Raw genomic sequence first — 20,514 nt, 5'->3', positions numbered from 1 at the left:
CATGCCCGCCTCCGACGTGCTCGCCCTTCTTCCGCTGATCGCGGTCGCCGCGGGGTCGGTGGCTGTGATGATCGCCGCCACTTTCCGCAGCCACGCGCTTGCGGCCGGACTGGCGGCCCTCTCCCTCGCCGCGGCCTTCGCGCTCGTTCCGGCGGTATCCCCGCTGTCCCCCCGGCAGGTCACTCCGCTCCTGTCAGTCGACCGGTACGCCCTCTTTTGCATGGGACTGATCTTCGCGTCGGGCTTCGCGGTGGTCCTCATTTCATTCGGGTATCTCCGGGACAGGCCGGACCCGAAGGAGGAATTCTACTTCTTCCTGCTTCTCGCGGTGCTGGGTTCGGCCGTCCTGGCAGGGAGCCGGCACTTTGCGTCCTTCTTCCTGGGGCTGGAGCTCCTGAGCGTCTCGCTCTACGCCATGGTCGCCTACCCGCGGGAGGGCGATATTTCCCTCGAGGCTGGACTGAAATACCTTATCCTCGCGGGTGCGTCATCAGCCTTCCTTCTCTTCGGGATGGCCCTGGTGTACGCCCGCTGCGGGACGATGGAGTTCGTGCGTCCAGGCGCGTCGCTTTCCCTTGCAGGCGGGTTCCGGGACGCCTATCTCCTTGCGGGGCTGGGGCTGATCCTCGCCGGGGCGGGGTTCAAGCTGGGAGTGGTCCCATTCCACCTGTGGACACCGGACGTCTACGAGGGAGCCCCCGCACCCGCGACGGCCTTCGTGGCCACCGTGTCGAAGGGCGCCATGGCGGCGCTTCTCCTCCGGTACGTGGTCGACGCGGGGGCCTACGATTCCCCGTCCGCGCTGGCGGCGATAAACGTCGTCGCGGTGGCTTCGATCCTGGCGGGAAACCTGTTGGCCCTCCTGCAAAGCAACGTGAAACGCATTCTCGCCTATTCCTCGATCGCTCACCTGGGTTACCTGCTGGTGGCTCTTGCGGCGGGAGGTCCCCTTGCCTGGGAAGCGGTGATGTTTTACCTGGTTGCGTATTTCATCACCACGCTGGCGGCCTTCGGAGTCGTTACCGTCATGTCCGGGCCGGACCGGGACGCGGATGCGATCGACGATTACCGGGGCCTCTTCCTGCGCCGGCCCTGGCTGGCCGGGATCTTTTCGGCGGCTCTCCTGTCCCTGGCGGGAGTTCCGTTGACCGCGGGATTTGTGGGAAAGTTCTACATCCTTGCGGCAGGCATCCGGGTGGAGGCGTGGCTCCCGGTGGTAACCCTTGTGCTCGGCAGCACCATCGGCCTCTTCTATTACCTCAGGATCATCGTTGCGGTCTATTCGCGGTTGCCGGGGGAGGGAGCCGGTACCGCTCCGTTCGCGCCTGCGGTTCCGCTTGCCGGGATTGTCACGCTGGCCGGGCTTGTCCTGCTCCTCGTCGGAATCGGCGTATACCCGGCCCCGCTCCTGCGCCTGATCCAGGCGGCGGCCGCAGGCCTGGTTCCCGGTCCGTGAGTCGTCCGGCTACCATTTGCTCGATACGCCTGTCAGGTGGTCGGTGGGACCTTGTCCGCTTCCGATGGAAAATCCGTTTCGGATGGCCTCGGTGACATAATCCTTGGCCCGTCCGACCGCCTCCGGCGGCGTCAGCCCCTTGGCCAGTCCGGCGGTGATCGCAGAGGCGAAAGTGCAGCCGCTTCCGTGGACGCAGGAGGTTTTCAATCGCGGCGACCGGAACAGGATGAGTTCCCGCCCGCCGCACAGGACGTCGATGGCCCGGGATTCGATGTCCAGATGTCCGCCCTTCAAGACCACCCATCGACAACCGATGTTTTTCAGTTCCCGCGCGGCATTCTTCATGGCGTCCAGATCTTCGATCCGGCGGCCAAGAATCGCCTCGGCCTCGAAAATATTGGGGGTGATTACGGTCGCAAGCGGAAGCAGTTCCTGGGCGAGCGCCTTGCGGGCTTCCGGCGCCAGCAGGGTAGCGCCGCTCTTGGCGACCATGACAGGGTCGACGACCAGGTTGGGAATCCGGAATTCGCGGACCGCTTCCGCCACCGCCTTGACGATTTCCGCATTGGACAGCATCCCGGTCTTGGCGGCATCGGCGCCGATGTCGGTCATGACGCTTCGAATCTGCTCCCGGACGAATTCCGGCGAAACGTCGAAAATTCCCTGCACCCCAACGGTATTCTGGGCCGTGAGAGCGGTTATTGCCGACATCCCGTAAACGCCGAAGGCCGTGAACGTCTTGAGGTCCGCCTGGATTCCGGCGCCTCCGCCGCTGTCGGAGCCGGCTATGGTCAGTGCCTTATCGATCTTGACGGTCAACGCGTCTCCTGCGTGGCCGCATTGCCGAAGGCGGCCCAAAACGGATCCACCCCGGGATGGGTCAATTCGTGAGCCGTTCCCTTTTCGAAGACTCGCAATCCATCCTTCGATTCCATGATCTCACCCACCATGCTGGAGGGAATCCCTTTGTCGCTTAACCGACGGATCACTTCCTGCGCCTTGTGCGGCCGGCAGGCGATGATCAGCGTCCCCTCGCTGATCGACGAATACGGGTCGACTCCGAACAGTTCGCACACCTTCCCCACCAGGTCCTGCACGATGATCTTGTCCTTGTCGATGGTCATGCCGACTGCCGACGCCCTGGCGACCTCGAAAAGACCGCCCCACACGCCGCACTCGGTGGCATCGTGCATCGCCGTCACGCCGGCGTCTCTCACCCCGGCTTCAGCCGCGGTGAAGGCGTCCTCAACGACCGACATCTGCCAGAAAATCTCCTCCGCATCCCGCGCGGCTTTTTCCCCGTATCGTTCCGCCACCACCCGGGGAAAGGTGACGGCGAACAGTCCGGCGGTTTCGATGGCCGCCCCTTTGGTGACGATTACGACGTCTCCCGGCCGCGCCATCATGGGGGTCACATACCGGTCCCTGGGACCTATTCCGATGACTGTGGCGCCGCCGATCATCGGATATTCGCATCCTTGATAGCGGCCGGTGTGTCCCGACAGGATTGCCATGCCTAACTTGCCGCACTCCCTGTGCACCGCCGCCCACAACGCTTCAAGGCACTCCCGGGACATGGAGAGAGGGAGATTCAGATCCATGGTGATATATTGCGGCCGGATTCCCGACGTGGCCGCATCGGAGGCCAGGATGTGGACCGCGAACCAGCCCGAACGCTCCCACCCGTAAGGGGGGACGACGAAAATCGGGTCCGTTGTCGTCACCATCACTTGACCGTTCCCCAGGTCGACGACCCCGACATCCACACCGTGATGGGGACCCACGAGGATCTCCGGGCGTTTCAGACCCAGCCGGGGAAGGATGATTTCATCGAAGATTTCGGAAGATACCTTGCCGACGCAAGGAAACTGCGGATTCACGCTGTCCTCCCGTAACAAACAATATATCACCCCCTCGGGGTTTCCCCCGTCGTCGGCAGGAAGCGCACCCGGGCAGGTCCGTTTGAATACCGGAATGGTAAAAAAATCAGGCGGCCGGGGTGACTCTTGCTGCCCGGCAGGTGGATTCCCTATATTTTCATGCCTTCCCCGCATCCGTCGCTCACGCGGGTGTGCGGCCAATAGGCTATCATTTCGTTCTTGTCCGAGACGGGTTCGGGCGCGTTCCGGCGGCATTCGCGGCTTTCTTCGGATGCCGCTTTGCACTCCGGACACGCCTTCGCCTTCACCCAATACAAGCATTGTTCGCAAACGATCATCATCACGCCCTCCGTTCCGATGGATGGTTTGGATCACCCGGCCGCCCCCGGTTGGATGCTGGGAGACGGATTCGGTTCCACCGTCATGCCGCGAGGAATCCGCGGACCTCCTGGTCGGCGACCTGGGCAAAGGTTTCGTACATCGTCCCGACCGAGCAGAACGGTTCCGGCACGGCCAGAACCACAAACTCGTCCGCTTCACGCGAGATGGATTCCGCCGTTTCGGCGGGCGCACCGGGCACGGCGACGACGATACGCACAGCTCCCAGGGAACGCGCTGCATGGACGGCCGCACGCATCGTGGCGCCGGTCGCCAGGCCGTCGTCGACGAGAACGACAGTGCGGCCACGGAGATCGGGCGGCGGCCGCTCCCCGCGGTATGCGCGCTCCCGTCTCTCCAGCTCACGCTGTTCCCTCGACTCGACGGCCGCGATTTCCTCGGGGGTGATTCCAGCGATGCGAACAACGTCGTCGTTCAACACCCGTATCCCGCCGGAGGCTATCGCCCCCATCGCCAGCTCCTCCTGGCCCGGCACGCCGAGCTTCCGGACGAGAAGCAGGTCAAGGGGTGCGCCGATCCCTCTTGCAACCTCGTAGGCCACGGCAACTCCGCCGCGGGGGAGCCCCAGGACAATCGTGTCCCTGCGGCCCGCGTATCGCTCAAGAGCCGAGGCCAATCGTTTCCCGGCATCCCTGCGGTCGGTGAAATACTTCATGATCCCCTCTGATCATTAGATGTGGTCTTCCCCTCCGTCAATCCAGGAAAAGCACCAGGCACTTTGCGGCGCCGCCGGCCTTTATGAACTCCGAGAGGTCCGTCTCCCACACCTCGTATCCCGACTTCCGAAGGCTCCGCCTGAAATCCCCGCAGCCGGCGTTCAGCACGACCTTTTTCCCCGCCACCACGGCATTGCAGGCGAACCGGAGCGCGTCCTCCCTGGAGATTTCGACCATCCGGGGCACGTAGGTCTCGATCACCTTAAGGGCATAAGGATCGAGGGCGGGACGATAGCAGGCTACGGCGTCCTCCGCGAGCGGGCAGAAGCAGGTGTCCAGGTGATAGAAGCGTGGATCCACGAGCTCGAGCGACAGGACCCGCTTTCCCACGAACTCTCCGAGGTGGACATGGGTGCGGATGTCTGAGCGGAGCCGGTAGCCGCAGAACATCTCGCCGCCGACCTCGATAGCGTCGCCCTCCCCCTCGAAGGGAAGGTCCGCGGGAAGGGGGCGGATATCGTAGCCTTCCTTTTCGAACCAACGCCGGAAGACCGGGGCTTCCGCGCGGCGCTCGGGATGCCGGAAGTTGCTCGGGATGAAGGTGTTCCCGCGGACCAGGCCGGCGTTCGCGGTGAAGACGAGGTCGGGGACCCCCTCGACCGGCGCAAGGAGCGAGACCGAAAGCCCCAGTTTATTTTCGAGCAGGTTGTAGAGGTCCTCCCACTGTTTCCGGGCACGGGCGGGATCGGCCTGGCGCGCGCGGGACATCCATGGGTTGATCTCGTACTCGATGCCGTAGTAGGCCGGTTCGCACATGAGGATGCGGCGCAAGGAAGCCCCCCCGTCAGAAATGCGGGCTATGCGTGTCATCGGGCCGATCGGCCCGTTCATTCATCCCTTGAGCTTCCCGGCGAGCTCGCGCAGAAACAGCTCGGCATCGGTTACCAGGCCCAGCGACTGATGGGTCCCCCGGTCGGCCAACTTGGTCACCATTTCGGACTGGATGTCCACGCACACCGTGCGGACCTTCGCGGGCAGCAGGTTGCCCGTGGCGATGGAGTGGAGCATGGTGGCGATCATCACGGCCATGGACACCCCCCGGCAGAGCTCCCGCATCCGCTTTTGGGCCTCGACGGCGTCGGTGATCACTTCCGGCAAGGGGCCGTCGTCGCGGATGGAGCCGGCAAGAACGTATGGGATTCCGGCCTTGACGAGGCCATGCATGATGCCGTCTGAAAGATGACCCAGCTCGATCGCCCGCGAGATCCCCCCCACGGACCGGATGAAATTGATGGCGCGGAGATGGTGCTCGTGTCCCCGCGGGAGGATCTTTCCCCCCCTGGTCGATACGCCGAGGGAAGTGCCGTACAGGGAAACTTCGATATCGTGCGCGGCGAGACCGTTCCCCGCGAAGACCGCGTCCACGTACCCGGCTTCGATGAGGGCGCTGAAACAGTCCCGGGCTCCCGTATGTACCAGGGCCGGCCCCAGAACCCAGAGAATCCGTCCCCCGCCTTCCATCTTTATCCGCCTAATCTCCCGGGCTATCTCATCGATGATAAGCACCTTCGGTTTCTCGGGTGAGACGGTGCTGGACATGAACTCGAAGAGCCCGCGGCGGGAGAGCTCCTTCCTCAGGGGCTCCACGCGGACGCCTTCTTGACCCGCCACCAGAAAGTCGCCTGCCTTGACCTGGTACATTTTGACGCAGGCCGCCCGGCCTTCCTCAGGGAGCACCCGGATACCGCTGTCCATACAGAGGTCTTCGACTTCCAGCCAGCGGCCTCCGTGCCGAACCCAGGTGGGAAGATTTGTAGTCGCATAGAAGCCGTCGGGAAAGAAGCCGTCGCCCGGAGCCGGATCCAGGCGTACTTCCTCTTCTTCGACCGCCATGGCCCCCAGGCGCCGGATGTGCCCGAGGACCTTGAGCAGGACCTCCTCCGACGGCGCAGTGATCCGGATGCGTGCGTAGCTCGGGTCCTGGCGCTTCTTTCCGACGTCGATCTCTTCCGTTTCGTACTCGGCGCCGTGGTCCAGGATCTCGTCCAGGACCTTGGGAAAGGTGAGGGAGTCTATGATGTGACCCCGCAATTCGACGACCTTTGAGAACGTGGCCATGGGTTCCCTCGCGTCGCATTCCCGTTTCTTATGGTTGGATGCTCCGCCGGGAAATTCCGGCGGAAGATTTATTTGCCGTTCGTTCGCGCAAGACCGGTATTTACGATCCCGACCTTGTTGGCTCCGCTGCATGCAATGAAGATATCCCCTGAAGGCGCCGCTGCCATGTGGCGGATCACTTTACCGCCCGAAGGGATCGCCCAGCGCGAAAACGCCTTCGTTTTCGGATCGAACATCACGATCGTGTTCGGTTCGGGTCCCGACTCGCTGTACCAGACCTCGCCAATTGTCCCGACCGCGATCCCGTACGGTTTCGACCCCTTGCCTCCGGGCGACGGCCATTCTTCCGTCTTTCCGCTGTCGGGTTCCAGGCGCCCAAGGTAACCGCGCGAGTAGTCGGTGTAATATACGAGCCCGTCAGGCGCGACGGCGAGCCTCCGCGGCCTGGCCCCTTCCGGCAGTCGGTACTCGGTGATCGTCATGGTTGCGGGGTCGATCCTGCCGATCCTGTTCGTGCCGAATTCGCAAAAAAACGGGATACCCTTCGCATCGACTACGATTCCGTAAGGACGGGCGCCGGCCGTTGGAGGGCGAATAAGGGTGATTTTGCCGGTTTCGGGATCGAGTCTCCCCACGAAGTTCCCCGACTGGACCGTAAACCAAAGAATTCCCTTGCCGTCGAACGCCGGCGTATGCGGATCGCGCGCACCCGGGTCGGGCATCGGGTACTCGGTGACCTGACCGGTCGCCGGATCCAGCTTGCCTATGTATCCCTTGTAGCTGGCGGTGAACCAGATGTTCCCGTCCTTGTCGGCCGCCAGCCCGTGCAGACCCGATTCCGGTGTTTTTATCGGATACTCGCGGATCTTTCCGGTTTTCGGATCGAGACGCCCCAGCATGTTCGATCGCATTCCCGTATACCAAAGCGATCCGTCGGGGCCGACGGCAGGATCGTGGGGAAAGGAAGCTGGCGTCGGAATATCGTACTCCTGGATCGACACAGTTGCCGACGCAGCGGATATCCACGCCGCGACCAGGAATGGAACAAGTGCGAACACTCTCCCTTTCATCGTCCGATCCTCGCTGTCCCTTCATTTTCGATTCCTCTTGCAGGTCGGGGGATCCGGGTAGCGGTCAATGAGAGGCGTCAATCGGATCGATGCAACGCGGATTATCTACCTTCGGATCGTTTACCCGGAATCCGACGGGGAACGCTTCCATTTCATCGGCGGGGAAGGGACGCAGGATAGGCAGCAGGAGTTCGCGGTCCATTACCTCCGAATTCAGCCATAGATCGTAGGATTCGGGCGGCAAGATCACGGGCATCCTGTCATGCAGCGGGGAAATCGTTTCGTTCGCTTCAGTGGTGAGCAGCGTGCAGCTTTCGATCGGCGGATCGCCCGGTCCCTGCCATTGTTCCCAAAGCCCGCCTATCCCGAACGGGCGGCGGTTCTTCAAGCGGATGTAATGGGGTTGTTTCCTGCGCTCCCCCTTCATCCACTCGTAGAATCCGCTCGCAGGGATCAGGCACCTCCGGCGCTTGAAAGCGTCACGGAAGGCCGGTTTCCCGGCGACGGTTTCGGCGCGTGCATTGATCATGCGATTGCCGATGGACGGATCTTTCGCCCATCGAGGAATCAATCCCCAGCGCAACCAGGCAAACTCCCGCTTTTCCGTTCCGGGCGATACGCGAACGGCAAGGACCTGTTGAGAAGGGGCGATATTGTATCGAGGGGTCGGGCTCGCGGATATATCCGCACCGAATTCCCTGGAAAGTATCGAATCGGCTTCGAAGAGCGTAAACCGTCCGCACATTGTCGTCGATGCCCCCTGTCCACCATAATACCGGTCGATTAAAAGTGGAAGCGCAAGCGATGCGCGCGGCATATAAATATAATGATATTAGTTAATGTAAACAGTCACTTATCAATTTGCCACCAATATGTCATCGGTTAAGTGATAAATTCTGCATTATCGGATAAAAGATATCTATGCCTTGAACGTCGAATCTCCGAATCGTGCGCTGGGGGGAGGAGCATACATGGTAATCAGGCCGGTCGCCTCGAGGCCCTCCGGATGTGGAATCGCCTCCGCAGTCCTTTGCGGAATCGCGCTTGCCGGGTTTCTTTCGAGCTGCGGACTGACGAATGTCCAAAAGGAAGGCGTAGGGTCCTTCGCGCAGGCTTCCAGTGCACTGGGTGCGGCGAGCGCGCAGCAGTTCAAGGCATTCCGAAGCGACGTCATCATGATGAAGACGACGCGCCTGGCCATCGAAGGAAAGAAGCTGCCGGCGGCCAAACCCGACGGCAAGCCCGCAGACCGGAAATTCTACACCGAGGAACTTAACCTGGACTCGGGGCTCGACCCGGACAATCTTGAAAAAAGGCTGAAGGCAGTGGACACGCTCACCGCATACGGAAACCTCCTCCAGGCGCTTTCGGAAAAGTCGCAGGAGAAGGAGCTGAACGCCGCGGCAGACGCGTTCATGGAGAGTGTAAAAAAATTCCCGGGAAACCCGCTCGACGCGGGACAGGTCGAGGGCCTGGGAAAGCTTCTGACCATGGCGGGAGGGCTTTGGATCGAAAGCGGGAAAAAGCGGGTGATACGGGAAATCGTGCCGAAAATGTCTCCTCTCGTCCGGCATCTCTGCGACAGCCTGGAAAATGATTTCAACGTCAAAGGAACCGGCTTCGCGTCCGGCGTCGACGTCGTGCAGGATCGTCTTGCAAGGGAGTCGATCAACGTGCTGAAACGGGAGCCAGGGAGCATCGCGGACAGGGCGATCCTGATCGAGGGACTCGCAATGGCGAACGACGCCAGGGAAAACCTGGACCGCGTGACGGGCAAGATGCTCAAGGCCGTCGCCTCCCTGAGGGAAGCGGACAAGACACTCGTCGAACTGGTGATGGAGCGGCAGATCACGCTGGATGCCGTCAAGGCATTCTCCAGGGACGTAAGCGAACTGGCGAAGGCCGTCAAGCCGTTCACCCAAAAGTAAAGAGGAGGAAGGGCGATGCCGGACGACAAGATTGCCCTGAAGTTGAAGGAGATTGCCGATCGGCTCGGGAATTTGCGCGATGCGACGCCTGTGGAGAGCCCGGATTACAAAACGATCGAGGAACAATACAGGCAAGCGTCCGATCTTGCCGAGCAGGCGGTCGGCGTTGCGATCGACGAGGCCGATAGCGGTTACGTGGAATTTTCGAAAGCCGCAGCTTCCGCCATGGCTTCCATTCAAAAAGCCATGGAAGGGATCGAGGAGGTTGCAAGGACGATAGAAAAGGTCGCCAGGGTCCTCGACATCGCCGGGAAGATCGTTGCAAGAGTCGTATAACGTCAACCTGCACGGCTGACGTGGGGGCGGCGCCGTTGACCGCGAAGCGGGAAGCCGCAGAGAGGAGGACGTGCTTATGATGAAAGGCGCCGCGGTTCCGGAATTCCGGCTGACGTTTTCCGCCGTCGTAGCGTCTCCCGTTCCCATGGCGAGATGGGCGTTCCTGTCTCTTGTTCTTCTTTCGATGTTTGGAATGGCGGCATGGAATCCGTGTCTGGCCGCCGAAAAAGCGTTTGAAGTGACGCCGAAATGGATCCGTCCCGGTCCGGATGCCGTCGTCAGGGTCAATCTCGGCGGCAAGCTCGACGTCATAAAGAAGAACAAATTGTTTCTGCGTCTCACTTTGCCCAATAACACGGTCAAGGACTTTGCGCTCGATCGCGAGCAGGTGCGCAGAGGCGTTGCGGAGGCCAGGATTTCCGATCACATGCGCAGAGGCACATACAAGTCGGAATTGGTCGACGAGGACGGCAAGGTGCTCGCGCGGGGCCCGGAGGATATCAGGGTGCGGGGAACCGAAAAACCTTCCATTGCGGCGGTGATGCCCGGGGTGTGCTATCCGTCGGAAGGCAGGTTCGATTTCGAACTCGTCGGGAACGATTTCGCTCAATACAAGGCGGAGGAACTTGACGTCTGGATCAACGACGCCAAGGTGCTCTTCGAGAAACGCCTGAACGACAAAAAAGGCGGAATGTCGGAAACCGCCTGCGATGGGAAATATCCCTGCCTGATCTGGAACTGGAGGACGCTGCGGATCTACGGGCTTTCGCTGGACCGGCAGTCTTTCCTCGACAACGTGTCCGTTCACCGGCCGTTTGTCGTCAGCGTGGAGGGCGACCAGGAAATCTCGGAACCGAAGCGGCTGGTGCTCTCGTGCGTGCAGTACTACTGGCCGAGATTGGGCGCTTTCGGGATATTGTCTCTGTTTATCGGGACGGTGTATTTCTTTTCCCGGGAAAGGGTAGAACATTACCGGCGGAGTCATCGGAATTCCGGCACACTGACCTTCCTGCTGATCGATAACCAGACGAATACCTACAGCTTGTCCAAGTTCCAGCTGATCCTGTGGGCGGCTGCCGCCATCGTTGCATATTCCTACCTTGCGTTGTCGCAGTCGCTCGTGCAGGGGAACTGGGCGCTGCCGAGAGTTCCTGATGGCCTGCCCACGCTGCTCGGGCTCAGCGCGACGACGACGGCGGTGGCGGTGGGCGCCACGGGGTTCCGCGGCAGCAAGGGCGCGGGGCCGATTCACCCCGGGATCGGCGATTTCCTGACGACAGGAGGGGTGTTCGCTCCCGAGCGGCTTCAGTTTTTTCTTTGGACGATCCTCGGCGTGGCCGGCTTCGTCGCGGGGACGCTTGTGCAGGATCCGGCAACGGTAACGAAAATGCCGGAGATCCCGGAGAACTTCAACCAACTGATGGGCGCAAGCTCTATAGGCTATCTCGCCGGAAAGTTTGCGCGGAAACCGGGACCGGTGATCAAGGATTTCGACTGCGAGCCGAAGCGCTTCGCCGTAGACAGACCTCCGAATGAAATCCGGATCATCGGAGAAAACCTGTCGCCGCGGGCGGAAGTCCGGATCTATGGACACCCGCTGCCTGCCGACCGGGTGAAGCCGGCTGAACGGCCGCCGGAGGGCAAGGAGTTCGTATCTGAATTGATCGTAATACCCAAGGAAGCGGAAAGGCAGGTTGCCGGCGCCGCTGTGATCAGGGTGATCAACCCCGACGGACAGAGCGCGGAGAGCAACGGCACGTAACGTCGAGCGGGGGAATGGGGGAAATCAACGCGAACGGGGCGAACGCCTTTCGGGAGGTCGCGTATGCCGGAGATCCGTTACGTTTCCCTGTCGGACATGCACCTGGGTGAGGAAGACAGCCTTCTGACAAACCTTCGGACGGAAAGCACGGAGGTAGACCCGTATCACCCCAGCCCGGTGATGGTCCGGTTGGTCGAATGCATCAAGACACTCCTGAAAGACCAGGCGACGAAGCCAACGCTGGTCTTGAACGGGGACATTCTCGAAATGGCCCTGGCGACGGACAATGTGGCGGCGATGGTATTCGAGCGGTTCATCGAGCGCGTGATGCCCGAAGGAGGACAGCTCTTCGACAAGATCGTCTACATCCCCGGCAACCACGACCACCACCTTTGGGAAAGCGCGCGGGAAACGCAGTACATCAACTACATTTCGACGATCCCCCCCGGAAACAAGTTGGATATCCCATGGCACACTACGAACCTCTTCGTGGACAAGGACCCGCCGGTACCCCTTTATTTCCCCACCCGGCTCATTCAGCGATATCCCCACTTGAAGAAGTCCATCGTGGCCGCGGCGTACCCGAACTACGGCGTTCTGGGCAGTGACGGGAAAAGGTGCGTCGTCTTCAGCCACGGCCATTTCATCGAATCGATCTACCTGCTCATGAGCAAACTCATGGGCATGATCTTTCCAAAGCAGCAAGTGCCCGAACATGTGTGGAACGTGGAAGCGTTCAATTACGCATGGATCGACTTCTTCTGGTCCACTCTGGGCCGATCCGGCGACGTGGGGAACGACGTCGAGATCATCTACGAAAAGATGCAGGACAAGAAAGCGTTCAAGAATCTGCTCCACGATCTCGCCGGGAGCCTTGCGAAAAAGTATAACCTGCCGGGATTGGGCGACAATATGGAAGCCGCGTTATTGAATGCTTTTTTCGATGTGGCCGTGGAGGCCGTTTTCGCCATGGAAAGGACGAAAGGGGCCCGGCTGCTCAGCGAGGACGCCGAAAAAGGCCTCAAGTGGTACATGAACGTCCCTCTCCGGCACCAATTGGACAATGAGTGCGGCGAAAAGGTTCTGCCGGTACCGCAGCAAGTGACCTTCGTATTCGGGCATACCCACAAGCCGTTCCAGGAAGGGAGGGACTTCGACAAGTACACGGGGAAGGTCCGGGTCTACAACACGGGAGGGTGGGTAGTGGAAACAGTGGACCCCGAGCCCATGCACGGCGGAGCGATGGTCCTGGCGGATGAAGAGCTGAACATCGTCTCGATACGCTTGTACAACGAATCCCTCGATGCGCAGGCAACCGGCGTCCAGGTGGTGGAGGCGACCGGCGGAGGGGGAGCGCCCAATCCGCTGCTCGCGCATGTCAGGGGACTGGTCGACAGTTCCGCAGATCCATGGAAAGGGTTCCCGGATGCGGCATCGGAAGCGGTTCGCATTCGCGCGGAGAACCTGCGGGCAAGGATAAATGCCAAGGCGGCGGTACGATCGGACGCCGAAAGGACCAATATCGTTCTTCCCTGAAACGGTTGCCGGGCCATGCGACGATTCGACGACGCACCGAAATGGGCTTGGGAATCATCTTAAACGCGCTATGAGAAGGACTATCGCAAACTTCGCTTTTCTCCTTGCGGTTCTTGCGGTCCCGTTTTCAGCGGGAGCCGCCGAACCGGGTGGGGGCGCCATTCCTCCCGGCGAACCGGACGCAAAGGGCACGCTGGAGCGTTCCCCACGCCATCACGAATGGGCCTACATCTCCGTTCCCGGTAAAGAAAGAAAGGTGTCCGCCTTCGTCGCCTACCCGGAGCGCAAGGACAAGGCGCCCGTCGTGATCGTCATCCATGAGATATACGGTCTGACCGATTGGGTGCGGGCCGTAGCGGACAGGCTGGCCGCGGAAGGGTTCATCGCCATAGCTCCCGATCTCCTTTCCGGCAAGGGACCGGGCGGGGGAGGGACCGAAAAGTTCGGCAGCCGGGACGATGTCGTGAAGGCCGTGCGGGACATCAAGGCGAAAGAGGTCGTCGCGATCCTGGACGCCGTGAGGCGTTACGGGAAGGGGCTGCCGGCTGCAAAGAGCAAATCCGCTACCGTGGGATTCTGCTGGGGCGGCGGGAAGAGTTTCCACTACGCCACCGCGCAGCCGGACCTTGACGCTGCCGTTGTCTACTACGGCACTTCCCCCGGGTCCGATTCCATGGGAACGATCCGGGCGCCGGTTCTCGGACTTTACGGGGGGGATGATGCCAGGGTAAACGCCACCGTCGGTCCTGCAGAGGCGAGGATGAGGGAACTTGGGAAGTCATTCATAACGCACACCTACCCGCGGGCGGGCCACGGTTTCCTCCGGGCCCAGGGCGAACGCGACGGAGCGAATTTGACCGCGGCGCAAAAAGCCTGGCCCGCCACGATCGATCACCTGAAAAAATACCTGGAGCGGTAAGTTTCGATTCTTTTTTTAAGCGGGGCGTCAATCCATGCGAGACGCGTAAAACCCTTATTGCGCCGTTCACGGGAAACGCCCCGCGGCGAACATCTAACCGGCTTTTCTCTCCGCTTTAACGTCGAATTGCTTTTCCTCGTACGCTTTCTTCAGTTCTTCGATATCGAGTTTCTTCATGCCGAGCAACGCCTGCATGACCCTGTCCGACTTGTCGGGATCGGGGCCGGATAACAACTCGCCCAATACGGAAGGCACTATCTGCCACGATAGTCCGTACTTGTCCTTGAGCCACCCGCATTCGACCTTTTCGCCGCCGTCGGACAGCTTCTCCCACAATACGTCGATTTCCTTCTGCGTATCGCAGTTCACGGCAAGCGATATCGCTTCGTTGAACGTGAACATGGGGCCGCCGTTCAGCGCCACGAATTCCCGGCCATCGATCTCGAATGCAACCGTCATCACGCTACCCTTCGGCCTCCCGGTGACTTCAGCCCCCGCTTCGCCGTAGCGAGTGGTTTTTACGATCCTCGAGTTTTTGAAAACCGAGATATAAAACTTCGCTGCCTCTTCGGCCTTGTCCTCGAACCATAGAAACGGTGTGATTTTCCCCATAGCCATTCCTTTCCATGCCTCCTGTAACGGTTCCAAAATCCGTCAAGCGATCTTTTTCGACCGTCTTCGTTCGCTTTCCGCGATAACGGCCGACATGTCCTCGACCGCGCGAATCTCGAAAGGCCCCGCCTTGACGCCCGGATGTTTCGATAACAATTCGACGGCGTGGTCCTGGTCCCTGGCTTCGAGGATGAGGATTCCCCCCAACTGTTCCCTTGTCTCGGCATACGGTCCCTTGGAAATGGTTAATTTGCCGTTCTTCCATCGTAGAGTCACCGCGTTTCCGGCGCTCTGGAGACCATCCCCGCCGGCGAAGTTGCCGTTCTTCTTCAGTTCGTCATCGTATGCGAAACACTCGTCCATCAACGCGTTCTGTTCGCTTTCGGGCAATTTCTGCCACTGCTTTTCGTCGTAGTATCCGAGGCAATAGAATTTCATGGGTCCCTCCCTTGATCGTGCGTTATGGTTCCCTGCGCTTTCATATTCGATTCCGAGTACCGGCCGGAAGATCCGCCGTGCTATAAAAGGACCGATGGGACCGAAGCGAAAAACGAATAAGGAATTCTGGGTCTACATGCTTGAATGCGCGGGAGAATGCATTTACACGGGGATCGCTGTCGATCCCGAATCTCGCTTCCTCGAACACCTGAGCGGAAAGGGTTCCAGGTTTACGCGAGCGAGGAAACCGATCCGGATCATCGGCGCGCGGCGGTACCCTGACCGCGGCACGGCACTGCGGGTCGAAAGCTCATTGAAGAAGTTGACACCGGACGCGAAACGAAAGTGGGCAGCAAGTGCCTGACTCGCCGCATCTCGGCTCCATGCCGATCCTGGCAATTCAGAATGAGTACTCGTTTTTCGTGCCCGGGGAACTGCGCGGTATTCCGCGGCAACCAGGGGGCATTGCAATTCATCATAAAAATTATCGAAATCGCGGATAGCGGGAGGCAAAACCATGGGGCCGGTGTCCGGCGCCCAGGATGCCGTAAGGGTGAAGGGGCTGGAGATCTTCCGGCTCATGGGGACGGAGACGCCGGCCGTCTTCGACAGGAAGTGGTGGGCGGGACGGATGATGGAGCGGGTTATGCGCGACCCCGCACTCAAGATCCCGCTCTTCCGGTTCATCGACGTCCTCCCGTCGCTGGCCGACAGCCGGCAGGTAGTCCGGCACGCCGGTGAATATTTTAAAGGCGGCGAGTCGCCGCTTCCCGGTTTCATCAATTTTCTCCTTTCCGCAGCCGGCTCGGGTTCAGATCGCGATCCGTCCGCCTCAAGCCCGGCTTCCGCCTCTTCAGCCGGCTTTGCCTCCGCAACCGCCGCAGCGCTCACCGCGGCCCTCGTGAAACGGGGTGTCGCCCGCTTCTCGAAGACCTTCATAGCGGGAGAATCTCCCGAGGATGCCCTGATTTCCCTGCGCCGCCTTTGGAACGAGGGGAAAACTTTTACCGTCGATATCCTGGGGGAGGCGGTAGTGTCCGAGGCGGAAGCGGACCGGTACCGGGATCTCTACCTGCTGCTGGCCGACACGTTCTCCCGGGAGATCCCCGGCTGGCCTCCGATCGACCCGAGCATGGAAGAATCCTTCCCCCGCCTCAATCTTTCCGTCAAGATCAGTTCCCTTTTTTCCCGCATCGGCCCTGCCAATCACGAGGACAGCGTCCGCGAGGTCCGAAAACGGCTCCTGCCGGTCCTTCGCAAGGTGAGGGAGGCGGGCGGGTTCGTGAACCTCGACATGGAGATTCACAGTCTGAAAAACATCACGCTGGACGTCTTCATGCAAACACTGGACGAACCGGAGTTCCGCGGATGGGAAGGGGCCGGGATCGCCCTCCAGGCCTATCTCAGATGCACGGAGCAGGACATGAAGCGGCTGATCGGCTGGGCGAAAGAGAGGAACCGGCGCGTAACGATCAGGTTGGTGAAAGGGGCCTACTGGGAATACGAGACCGTCGTGGCGCGGCAAAAGGGGTGGGAGATTCCCGTCTTCCCGCGGAAGATGCACACGGATGCGAGCTTCGAGCGGTGCGTGGAACTTGCGATGGAATATCACGAGTACGTGACGCTTGCCGTAGGATCCCACAACGTTCGTTCGATCGCCAAGGCGCTGGCGACGGCCGAAAGATTGGAGGTCCCCCGGGAACATTACGAGTTCCAGATGCTCTACGGCATGGGCGAACCGATCAAGCGCGCACTCAAGTCGATGGGGTTCGCGGTTCGCGAATACGCACCCGTTGGGGAGCTTCTCCCCGGGATGGCGTACCTGGTTCGCCGCCTGCTGGAAAACGCCTCGAACGAAGGGTTCCTCCAGAAGGCATTCATGAAGCACGTATCTCCCGAAGCGCTGCTTGCGGAGCCGGAAGGATACTCGCAGGAAACGTCGCACGGGAAAGATCCGGAAGGGATCGCGCCGTTTTCCAACGAGCCTGCGGCGGATTTCACGAGGGAAGAGACCCGCAACGCATTCCGGGACGCCCTCGCGCGGGTAGGAAGCCGAATGGGGGAGAACTATCCTGCGTTCATCGGCGGGAAGGAATACCGGGAGGGGGAGCAGATCGTCTCCGTCGATCCGGCCCGCCCTTTGGAAATCGTTGGGACCGTCTTCGGGATCACGCGGGAGCTCGCCGACAGGGCCGTGTCTGCCGCCCGTGCCGCGCAAAAAGATTGGTCGCGGCGATCCCCCGAGGAACGGGCCAAGGTGCTGTTCCGAGCCGCCGCCGAAGCCCGTCGCCGCAGGATCGAGCTTGCCGCATGGCAGGTGCGAGAGGCGGGGAAGAACTGGGCGGAGGCGGACGCCGACGTGGCCGAAGCGATCGACTACCTCGAATACTACGGCCGTGAGATGATCCGCCTGGGCAAGCCGATGCGCCTGGGCGACTGCCCCGGAGAGGAAAACCTCTACCTGTACCGCCCGCGCGGAGTGGGTCTCGTCGTAGCCCCGTGGAATTTCCCCCTGGCAATCTCGGTAGGGATGACCGGCGCGGCCCTGGTCGCCGGGAACGCCGTTCTCTATAAGCCGTCGAGTCTCTCTCCGATCAACGGGTGGCTCGCATTCTCCCTGCTGCGGGATGGCGGAGCGCCCGACGGCGCGTTGAACTTCATCCCCGGCAAGGGGGATGCCGTCGGGGATCACCTCGTAAGACACCCGGATATCGATTTCATCCTGTTCACGGGGTCCCGGACCGTGGGGCTTCGGATAGTGGAGAAGGCGGGGCAGACCGCGCCGGGGCAGAAGTCGGTAAAACGGGCCGTCGTGGAGATGGGGGGGAAGAACGCGATAATCGTCGATGCGGACGCTGACCTGGACCAGGCGGTGCCGGCGGTGATGCAGTCCGCGTTCGGCTACCAGGGACAGAAATGCTCCGCCTGCTCCCGGGCGATCGTCCACGCGGATTGCTACGACCGGTTCCTGTCCCGCTTGTGCGAGGCGGTACAGAGCTTGACGGTCGGCCCGCCGGAGGTCCCTGCCAACATGATCGGCCCACTGATCGACGCCGCCGCGAAGGAGAAGGTACTCACATTTATCGAACTTGGGAGGCGGGAGGGGAGGGTGGCCGCCGAAATCCCGGTCCCGGCGGATGGGTATTACGTCTCCCCGACGATCCTCACGGACCTTCCCCCGGATTCGAGGATACTCACGGAGGAAATTTTCGGCCCGGTTCTCGCCGTCATCCGCGCCAGGGATATCGAAGAGGCAGTGCAGATAGCGAACTCCTCGGACTATGCGTTGACCGGAGGGCTATTCTCCCGCAGCCCTGCAACCATCGCTCGCGTGCGGGAGACCTTCCAGGTCGGCAACCTGTACATCAATCGCGGGATCACGGGCGCCCTGGTGGGGCGGCAGCCCTTCGGCGGGTTCAAGATGTCCGGCGTCGGCTCCAAAGCCGGCGGCCCCGACTACCTCCTCCAGTTCATGGAGCCGAGGGCCATCACGGAAAACACGATGCGCCGGGGGTTTTCACCTGACATCCTGCTTTGACCCAATCCGGTTTCCCGGCAGAAAAAAACAGGGGGGAACCGGAGTAGCGGTTCCCCCACTTTGGTTCGTATCGACTTACGCGTCTATTTGGTGTTTTTGCTTACCAGGCCGGGCCAATTCTTCTCGGCCTTGGCGATGTTTCCCGCGGGGTTCTTGTTGAACTCCTTTGCGATCGCCGGGTTGAGGTTGAGATAGAGCTTTCCGTCCCGGATCTGCCAAGTGCTGATATCCACGGGGAACAACGCCCCCAACGCCGCGCCGTAGGCGCAAAAGCCGCCGAACTGCGGGACGAACTTCTCCGGATCCGCGTCGAACTGCGCCTTGTGCGCCTTCGAAGCGAAGAGATATTTTGCTCCGTTATAGGTTGACGTAACGCCGGGGTCTCCGTGCGTAGGTTTTCCGTCGGTGAAGAACGCCACGGGATCATAGCCGTTCAGCGCGATGCCGCTGGCGCCCGCCACGTTGACGAGGTTTGCCGCGCTCGCCGCGGATGCGAACAAGACCACAACGGCGATCATGGCGAATGTACTGATTAGACGTTTCATTCCATCGCTCCTTCCTGTTTCATGGTTGTTCCGACCCGATACGCGGCCGCGTTCGTCCGGATGCGTGGGTATTAGTCGCTGCAGGCCCGGCCGCCTTACACCCTGCGAATCATTTCCGGTTCAACTTCTCTTTGCGGGGTTGCTTTCGCCCGGCGAACCGACATCAAGGCACCGATCCTTCACATCCTCAAAAAGCATCTCTAACTTATACGTTGCACCGAAAGGAGGATCGCCATGGCAGGGACTATATCGGGCATCCATCATGTGACCGCGATCGCCGGCGATCCACAGCGGAATCTCGATTTCTATACGGGCATCCTGGGGCTGAGGCTCGTAAAGCTCACAGTCAACTACGACGACCCTTCGACATACCACTTCTACTTCGGCGACGGGGAAGGACGCCCGGGGACGATCCTCACCTTCTTCCCTTGGCCCGGGGCTCCCCGGGGGCGAAGGGGGACGGGCCAGGCGACCGCCGTCGCTTTCTCCATCCCCCGGAACGCGGCGGGCTTCTGGATCGAGCGGCTGAAAGCCAGCGGGATCGATGCTACGGCTCCGCACCGCCGTTTCGATGAGGAGGTCATCCCGTTTGCGGACCCGGACGGGCTCCAGCTTGAATTGGTGGCGCACGCCAGCGCGGAGTCACGCGATCCCTGGAGCGATGGTCCGGTATCCGCGGCTCATGCTATCCGGGGATTCTTTGGCGTTACCCTGTTGGAGGAAGGCTACGAGAGGACCGCGGAACTGCATGCGAATACGTTCGGCTTCACCCCGTCGCACGAGGAGGGGAACAGGTTCCGATACGAGTCCGGGGGCGGGGCTCCCGGCGCTGTCGTGGACCTTCTTTGTCTTCATTCCGCACCGTCCGGCCAGGTGGCGGTGGGGACGGTTCATCACGTGGCCTTCCGGACCGCCGGCCCGAAGGAACAGGCGGCGTGGCGCAGCAAGCTCGTGGACCTGGGGTATAACGTCTCTCCGGTCATCGACCGGGTCTATTTCCGCTCGATCTACTTCCGGGAGCCCGGCGGCGTCCTTTATGAGATTGCAACCGATTCCCCGGGCTTTACCGTAGACGAACCCCCGGACCACCTCGGCTCGCGCCTTCTGCTTCCCCCCGGGCTCGAACCACGCCGCTCCAGCCTGGAAGAGATCCTGCCTCCCGTACGAATTCCGGCGATTTCATGAGATCGTTCAACTGGGCCACGCTCGTTACACTCGCACCACACCCGTTTTCTTTCCGGCCTTTGTGGCTATGGATATCGCGGTATAATCCGGCGAGAACGGCCACCCCATAAAATTGAAGTCGTAAAATGCGGCATCA

The 20,514-nt window shown here is 61.1% G+C and carries 19 protein-coding genes; 9 read left to right on the top strand and 10 right to left on the bottom strand.

The features are described from left to right. The first annotated feature begins 1 nt into the window (after window position 1). The gene (locus tag HY896_08960) at window positions 2-1,456 is read left to right on the top strand and encodes an NADH-quinone oxidoreductase subunit N (GenBank protein MBI5576475.1); all 1,455 of its coding nucleotides are present in this window, start codon (window positions 2-4) and stop codon (window positions 1,454-1,456) included. Between the two features lie 9 nt (window positions 1,457-1,465). On the opposite strand, the gene thiD is transcribed toward HY896_08960, so the two are convergent. The 7 genes from thiD to HY896_08925 all read right to left on the bottom strand — a co-directional run bounded on the left by thiD (window position 1,466) and on the right by HY896_08925 (window position 8,324). Next, the gene (gene thiD, locus HY896_08955) at window positions 1,466-2,263 is read right to left on the bottom strand and encodes a bifunctional hydroxymethylpyrimidine kinase/phosphomethylpyrimidine kinase (protein ID MBI5576474.1); all 798 of its coding nucleotides are present in this window, start codon (window positions 2,261-2,263) and stop codon (window positions 1,466-1,468) included. 8 nt (window positions 2,264-2,271) lie between these two features. Next, window positions 2,272-3,510: an AIR synthase gene (locus HY896_08950; GenBank protein ID MBI5576473.1), complete on the bottom strand. Its 1,239-nt coding sequence runs from the start codon at window positions 3,508-3,510 to the stop codon at window positions 2,272-2,274. A gap of 247 nt (window positions 3,511-3,757) precedes the next feature. Next, entirely contained in the window at window positions 3,758-4,390 is a 633-nt protein-coding gene (locus tag HY896_08945) for a phosphoribosyltransferase (GenBank protein MBI5576472.1), read from the bottom strand. 37 nt (window positions 4,391-4,427) lie between these two features. Then, on the bottom strand, window positions 4,428-5,261 hold the full coding sequence (locus HY896_08940; GenBank protein MBI5576471.1) for an amidinotransferase: 834 nt from the start codon (window positions 5,259-5,261) through the stop codon (window positions 4,428-4,430). A 21-nt stretch (window positions 5,262-5,282) separates the two neighbouring features. Continuing rightward, window positions 5,283-6,509, bottom strand: a complete 1,227-nt coding sequence (locus HY896_08935; GenBank protein ID MBI5576470.1) for a TIGR00300 family protein — start codon at window positions 6,507-6,509, stop codon at window positions 5,283-5,285. Window positions 6,510-6,577: 68 nt separating this feature from the next. Next, complete coding sequence (locus HY896_08930) at window positions 6,578-7,579, bottom strand: lyase (protein MBI5576469.1); 1,002 nt, start codon at window positions 7,577-7,579, stop codon at window positions 6,578-6,580. Window positions 7,580-7,643: 64 nt separating this feature from the next. Then, on the bottom strand, window positions 7,644-8,324 hold the full coding sequence (locus HY896_08925; GenBank protein ID MBI5576468.1) for an SOS response-associated peptidase: 681 nt from the start codon (window positions 8,322-8,324) through the stop codon (window positions 7,644-7,646). 226 nt (window positions 8,325-8,550) lie between these two features. Here HY896_08925 and HY896_08920 point away from each other — a divergent pair, with 226 nt between their 5' ends. The 5 genes from HY896_08920 to HY896_08900 all read left to right on the top strand — a co-directional run bounded on the left by HY896_08920 (window position 8,551) and on the right by HY896_08900 (window position 14,060). After that, entirely contained in the window at window positions 8,551-9,507 is a 957-nt protein-coding gene (locus tag HY896_08920; protein MBI5576467.1) for a hypothetical protein, read from the top strand. 15 nt (window positions 9,508-9,522) lie between these two features. Further along, window positions 9,523-9,843: a hypothetical protein gene (locus HY896_08915; GenBank protein MBI5576466.1), complete on the top strand. Its 321-nt coding sequence runs from the start codon at window positions 9,523-9,525 to the stop codon at window positions 9,841-9,843. Window positions 9,844-9,919: 76 nt separating this feature from the next. Next, window positions 9,920-11,605: a hypothetical protein gene (locus HY896_08910; GenBank protein MBI5576465.1), complete on the top strand. Its 1,686-nt coding sequence runs from the start codon at window positions 9,920-9,922 to the stop codon at window positions 11,603-11,605. 63 nt (window positions 11,606-11,668) lie between these two features. After that, window positions 11,669-13,141, top strand: coding sequence for a hypothetical protein (locus HY896_08905; GenBank protein ID MBI5576464.1), 1,473 nt, complete (start codon window positions 11,669-11,671; stop codon window positions 13,139-13,141). A gap of 70 nt (window positions 13,142-13,211) precedes the next feature. Then, window positions 13,212-14,060 (top strand): dienelactone hydrolase family protein, encoded by an 849-nt coding sequence (locus tag HY896_08900; GenBank protein MBI5576463.1) that lies wholly within the window; start codon window positions 13,212-13,214, stop codon window positions 14,058-14,060. A gap of 93 nt (window positions 14,061-14,153) precedes the next feature. Here HY896_08900 and HY896_08895 read toward each other — a convergent pair whose 3' ends face one another. Next, window positions 14,154-14,672 (bottom strand): VOC family protein, encoded by a 519-nt coding sequence (locus HY896_08895; GenBank protein MBI5576462.1) that lies wholly within the window; start codon window positions 14,670-14,672, stop codon window positions 14,154-14,156. 42 nt (window positions 14,673-14,714) lie between these two features. Beyond that, window positions 14,715-15,110, bottom strand: coding sequence for a YciI family protein (locus tag HY896_08890; protein ID MBI5576461.1), 396 nt, complete (start codon window positions 15,108-15,110; stop codon window positions 14,715-14,717). 94 nt (window positions 15,111-15,204) lie between these two features. Between HY896_08890 and HY896_08885 the strand changes: the two genes are divergently transcribed. Then, on the top strand, window positions 15,205-15,474 hold the full coding sequence (locus tag HY896_08885) for a GIY-YIG nuclease family protein (GenBank protein ID MBI5576460.1): 270 nt from the start codon (window positions 15,205-15,207) through the stop codon (window positions 15,472-15,474). Window positions 15,475-15,627: 153 nt separating this feature from the next. Further along, the gene (gene pruA, locus HY896_08880; GenBank protein ID MBI5576459.1) at window positions 15,628-18,648 is read left to right on the top strand and encodes an L-glutamate gamma-semialdehyde dehydrogenase; all 3,021 of its coding nucleotides are present in this window, start codon (window positions 15,628-15,630) and stop codon (window positions 18,646-18,648) included. Between the two features lie 83 nt (window positions 18,649-18,731). Here pruA and HY896_08875 read toward each other — a convergent pair whose 3' ends face one another. Next, a complete protein-coding gene (locus HY896_08875; protein ID MBI5576458.1) occupies window positions 18,732-19,193 on the bottom strand; it encodes a YHS domain-containing protein in 462 nt (153 codons plus the stop codon). Window positions 19,194-19,427: 234 nt separating this feature from the next. Here HY896_08875 and HY896_08870 point away from each other — a divergent pair, with 234 nt between their 5' ends. Then, entirely contained in the window at window positions 19,428-20,378 is a 951-nt protein-coding gene (locus tag HY896_08870) for a ring-cleaving dioxygenase (protein ID MBI5576457.1), read from the top strand. Window positions 20,379-20,514: the final 136 nt, after the last annotated feature.

Source organism: Deltaproteobacteria bacterium, assembly GCA_016218975.1.
Lineage (GTDB): Bacteria > Desulfobacterota > Deferrimicrobia > Deferrimicrobiales > Deferrimicrobiaceae > JAENIX01.
This window is presented reverse-complemented; position numbering and strand designations above follow the sequence as displayed.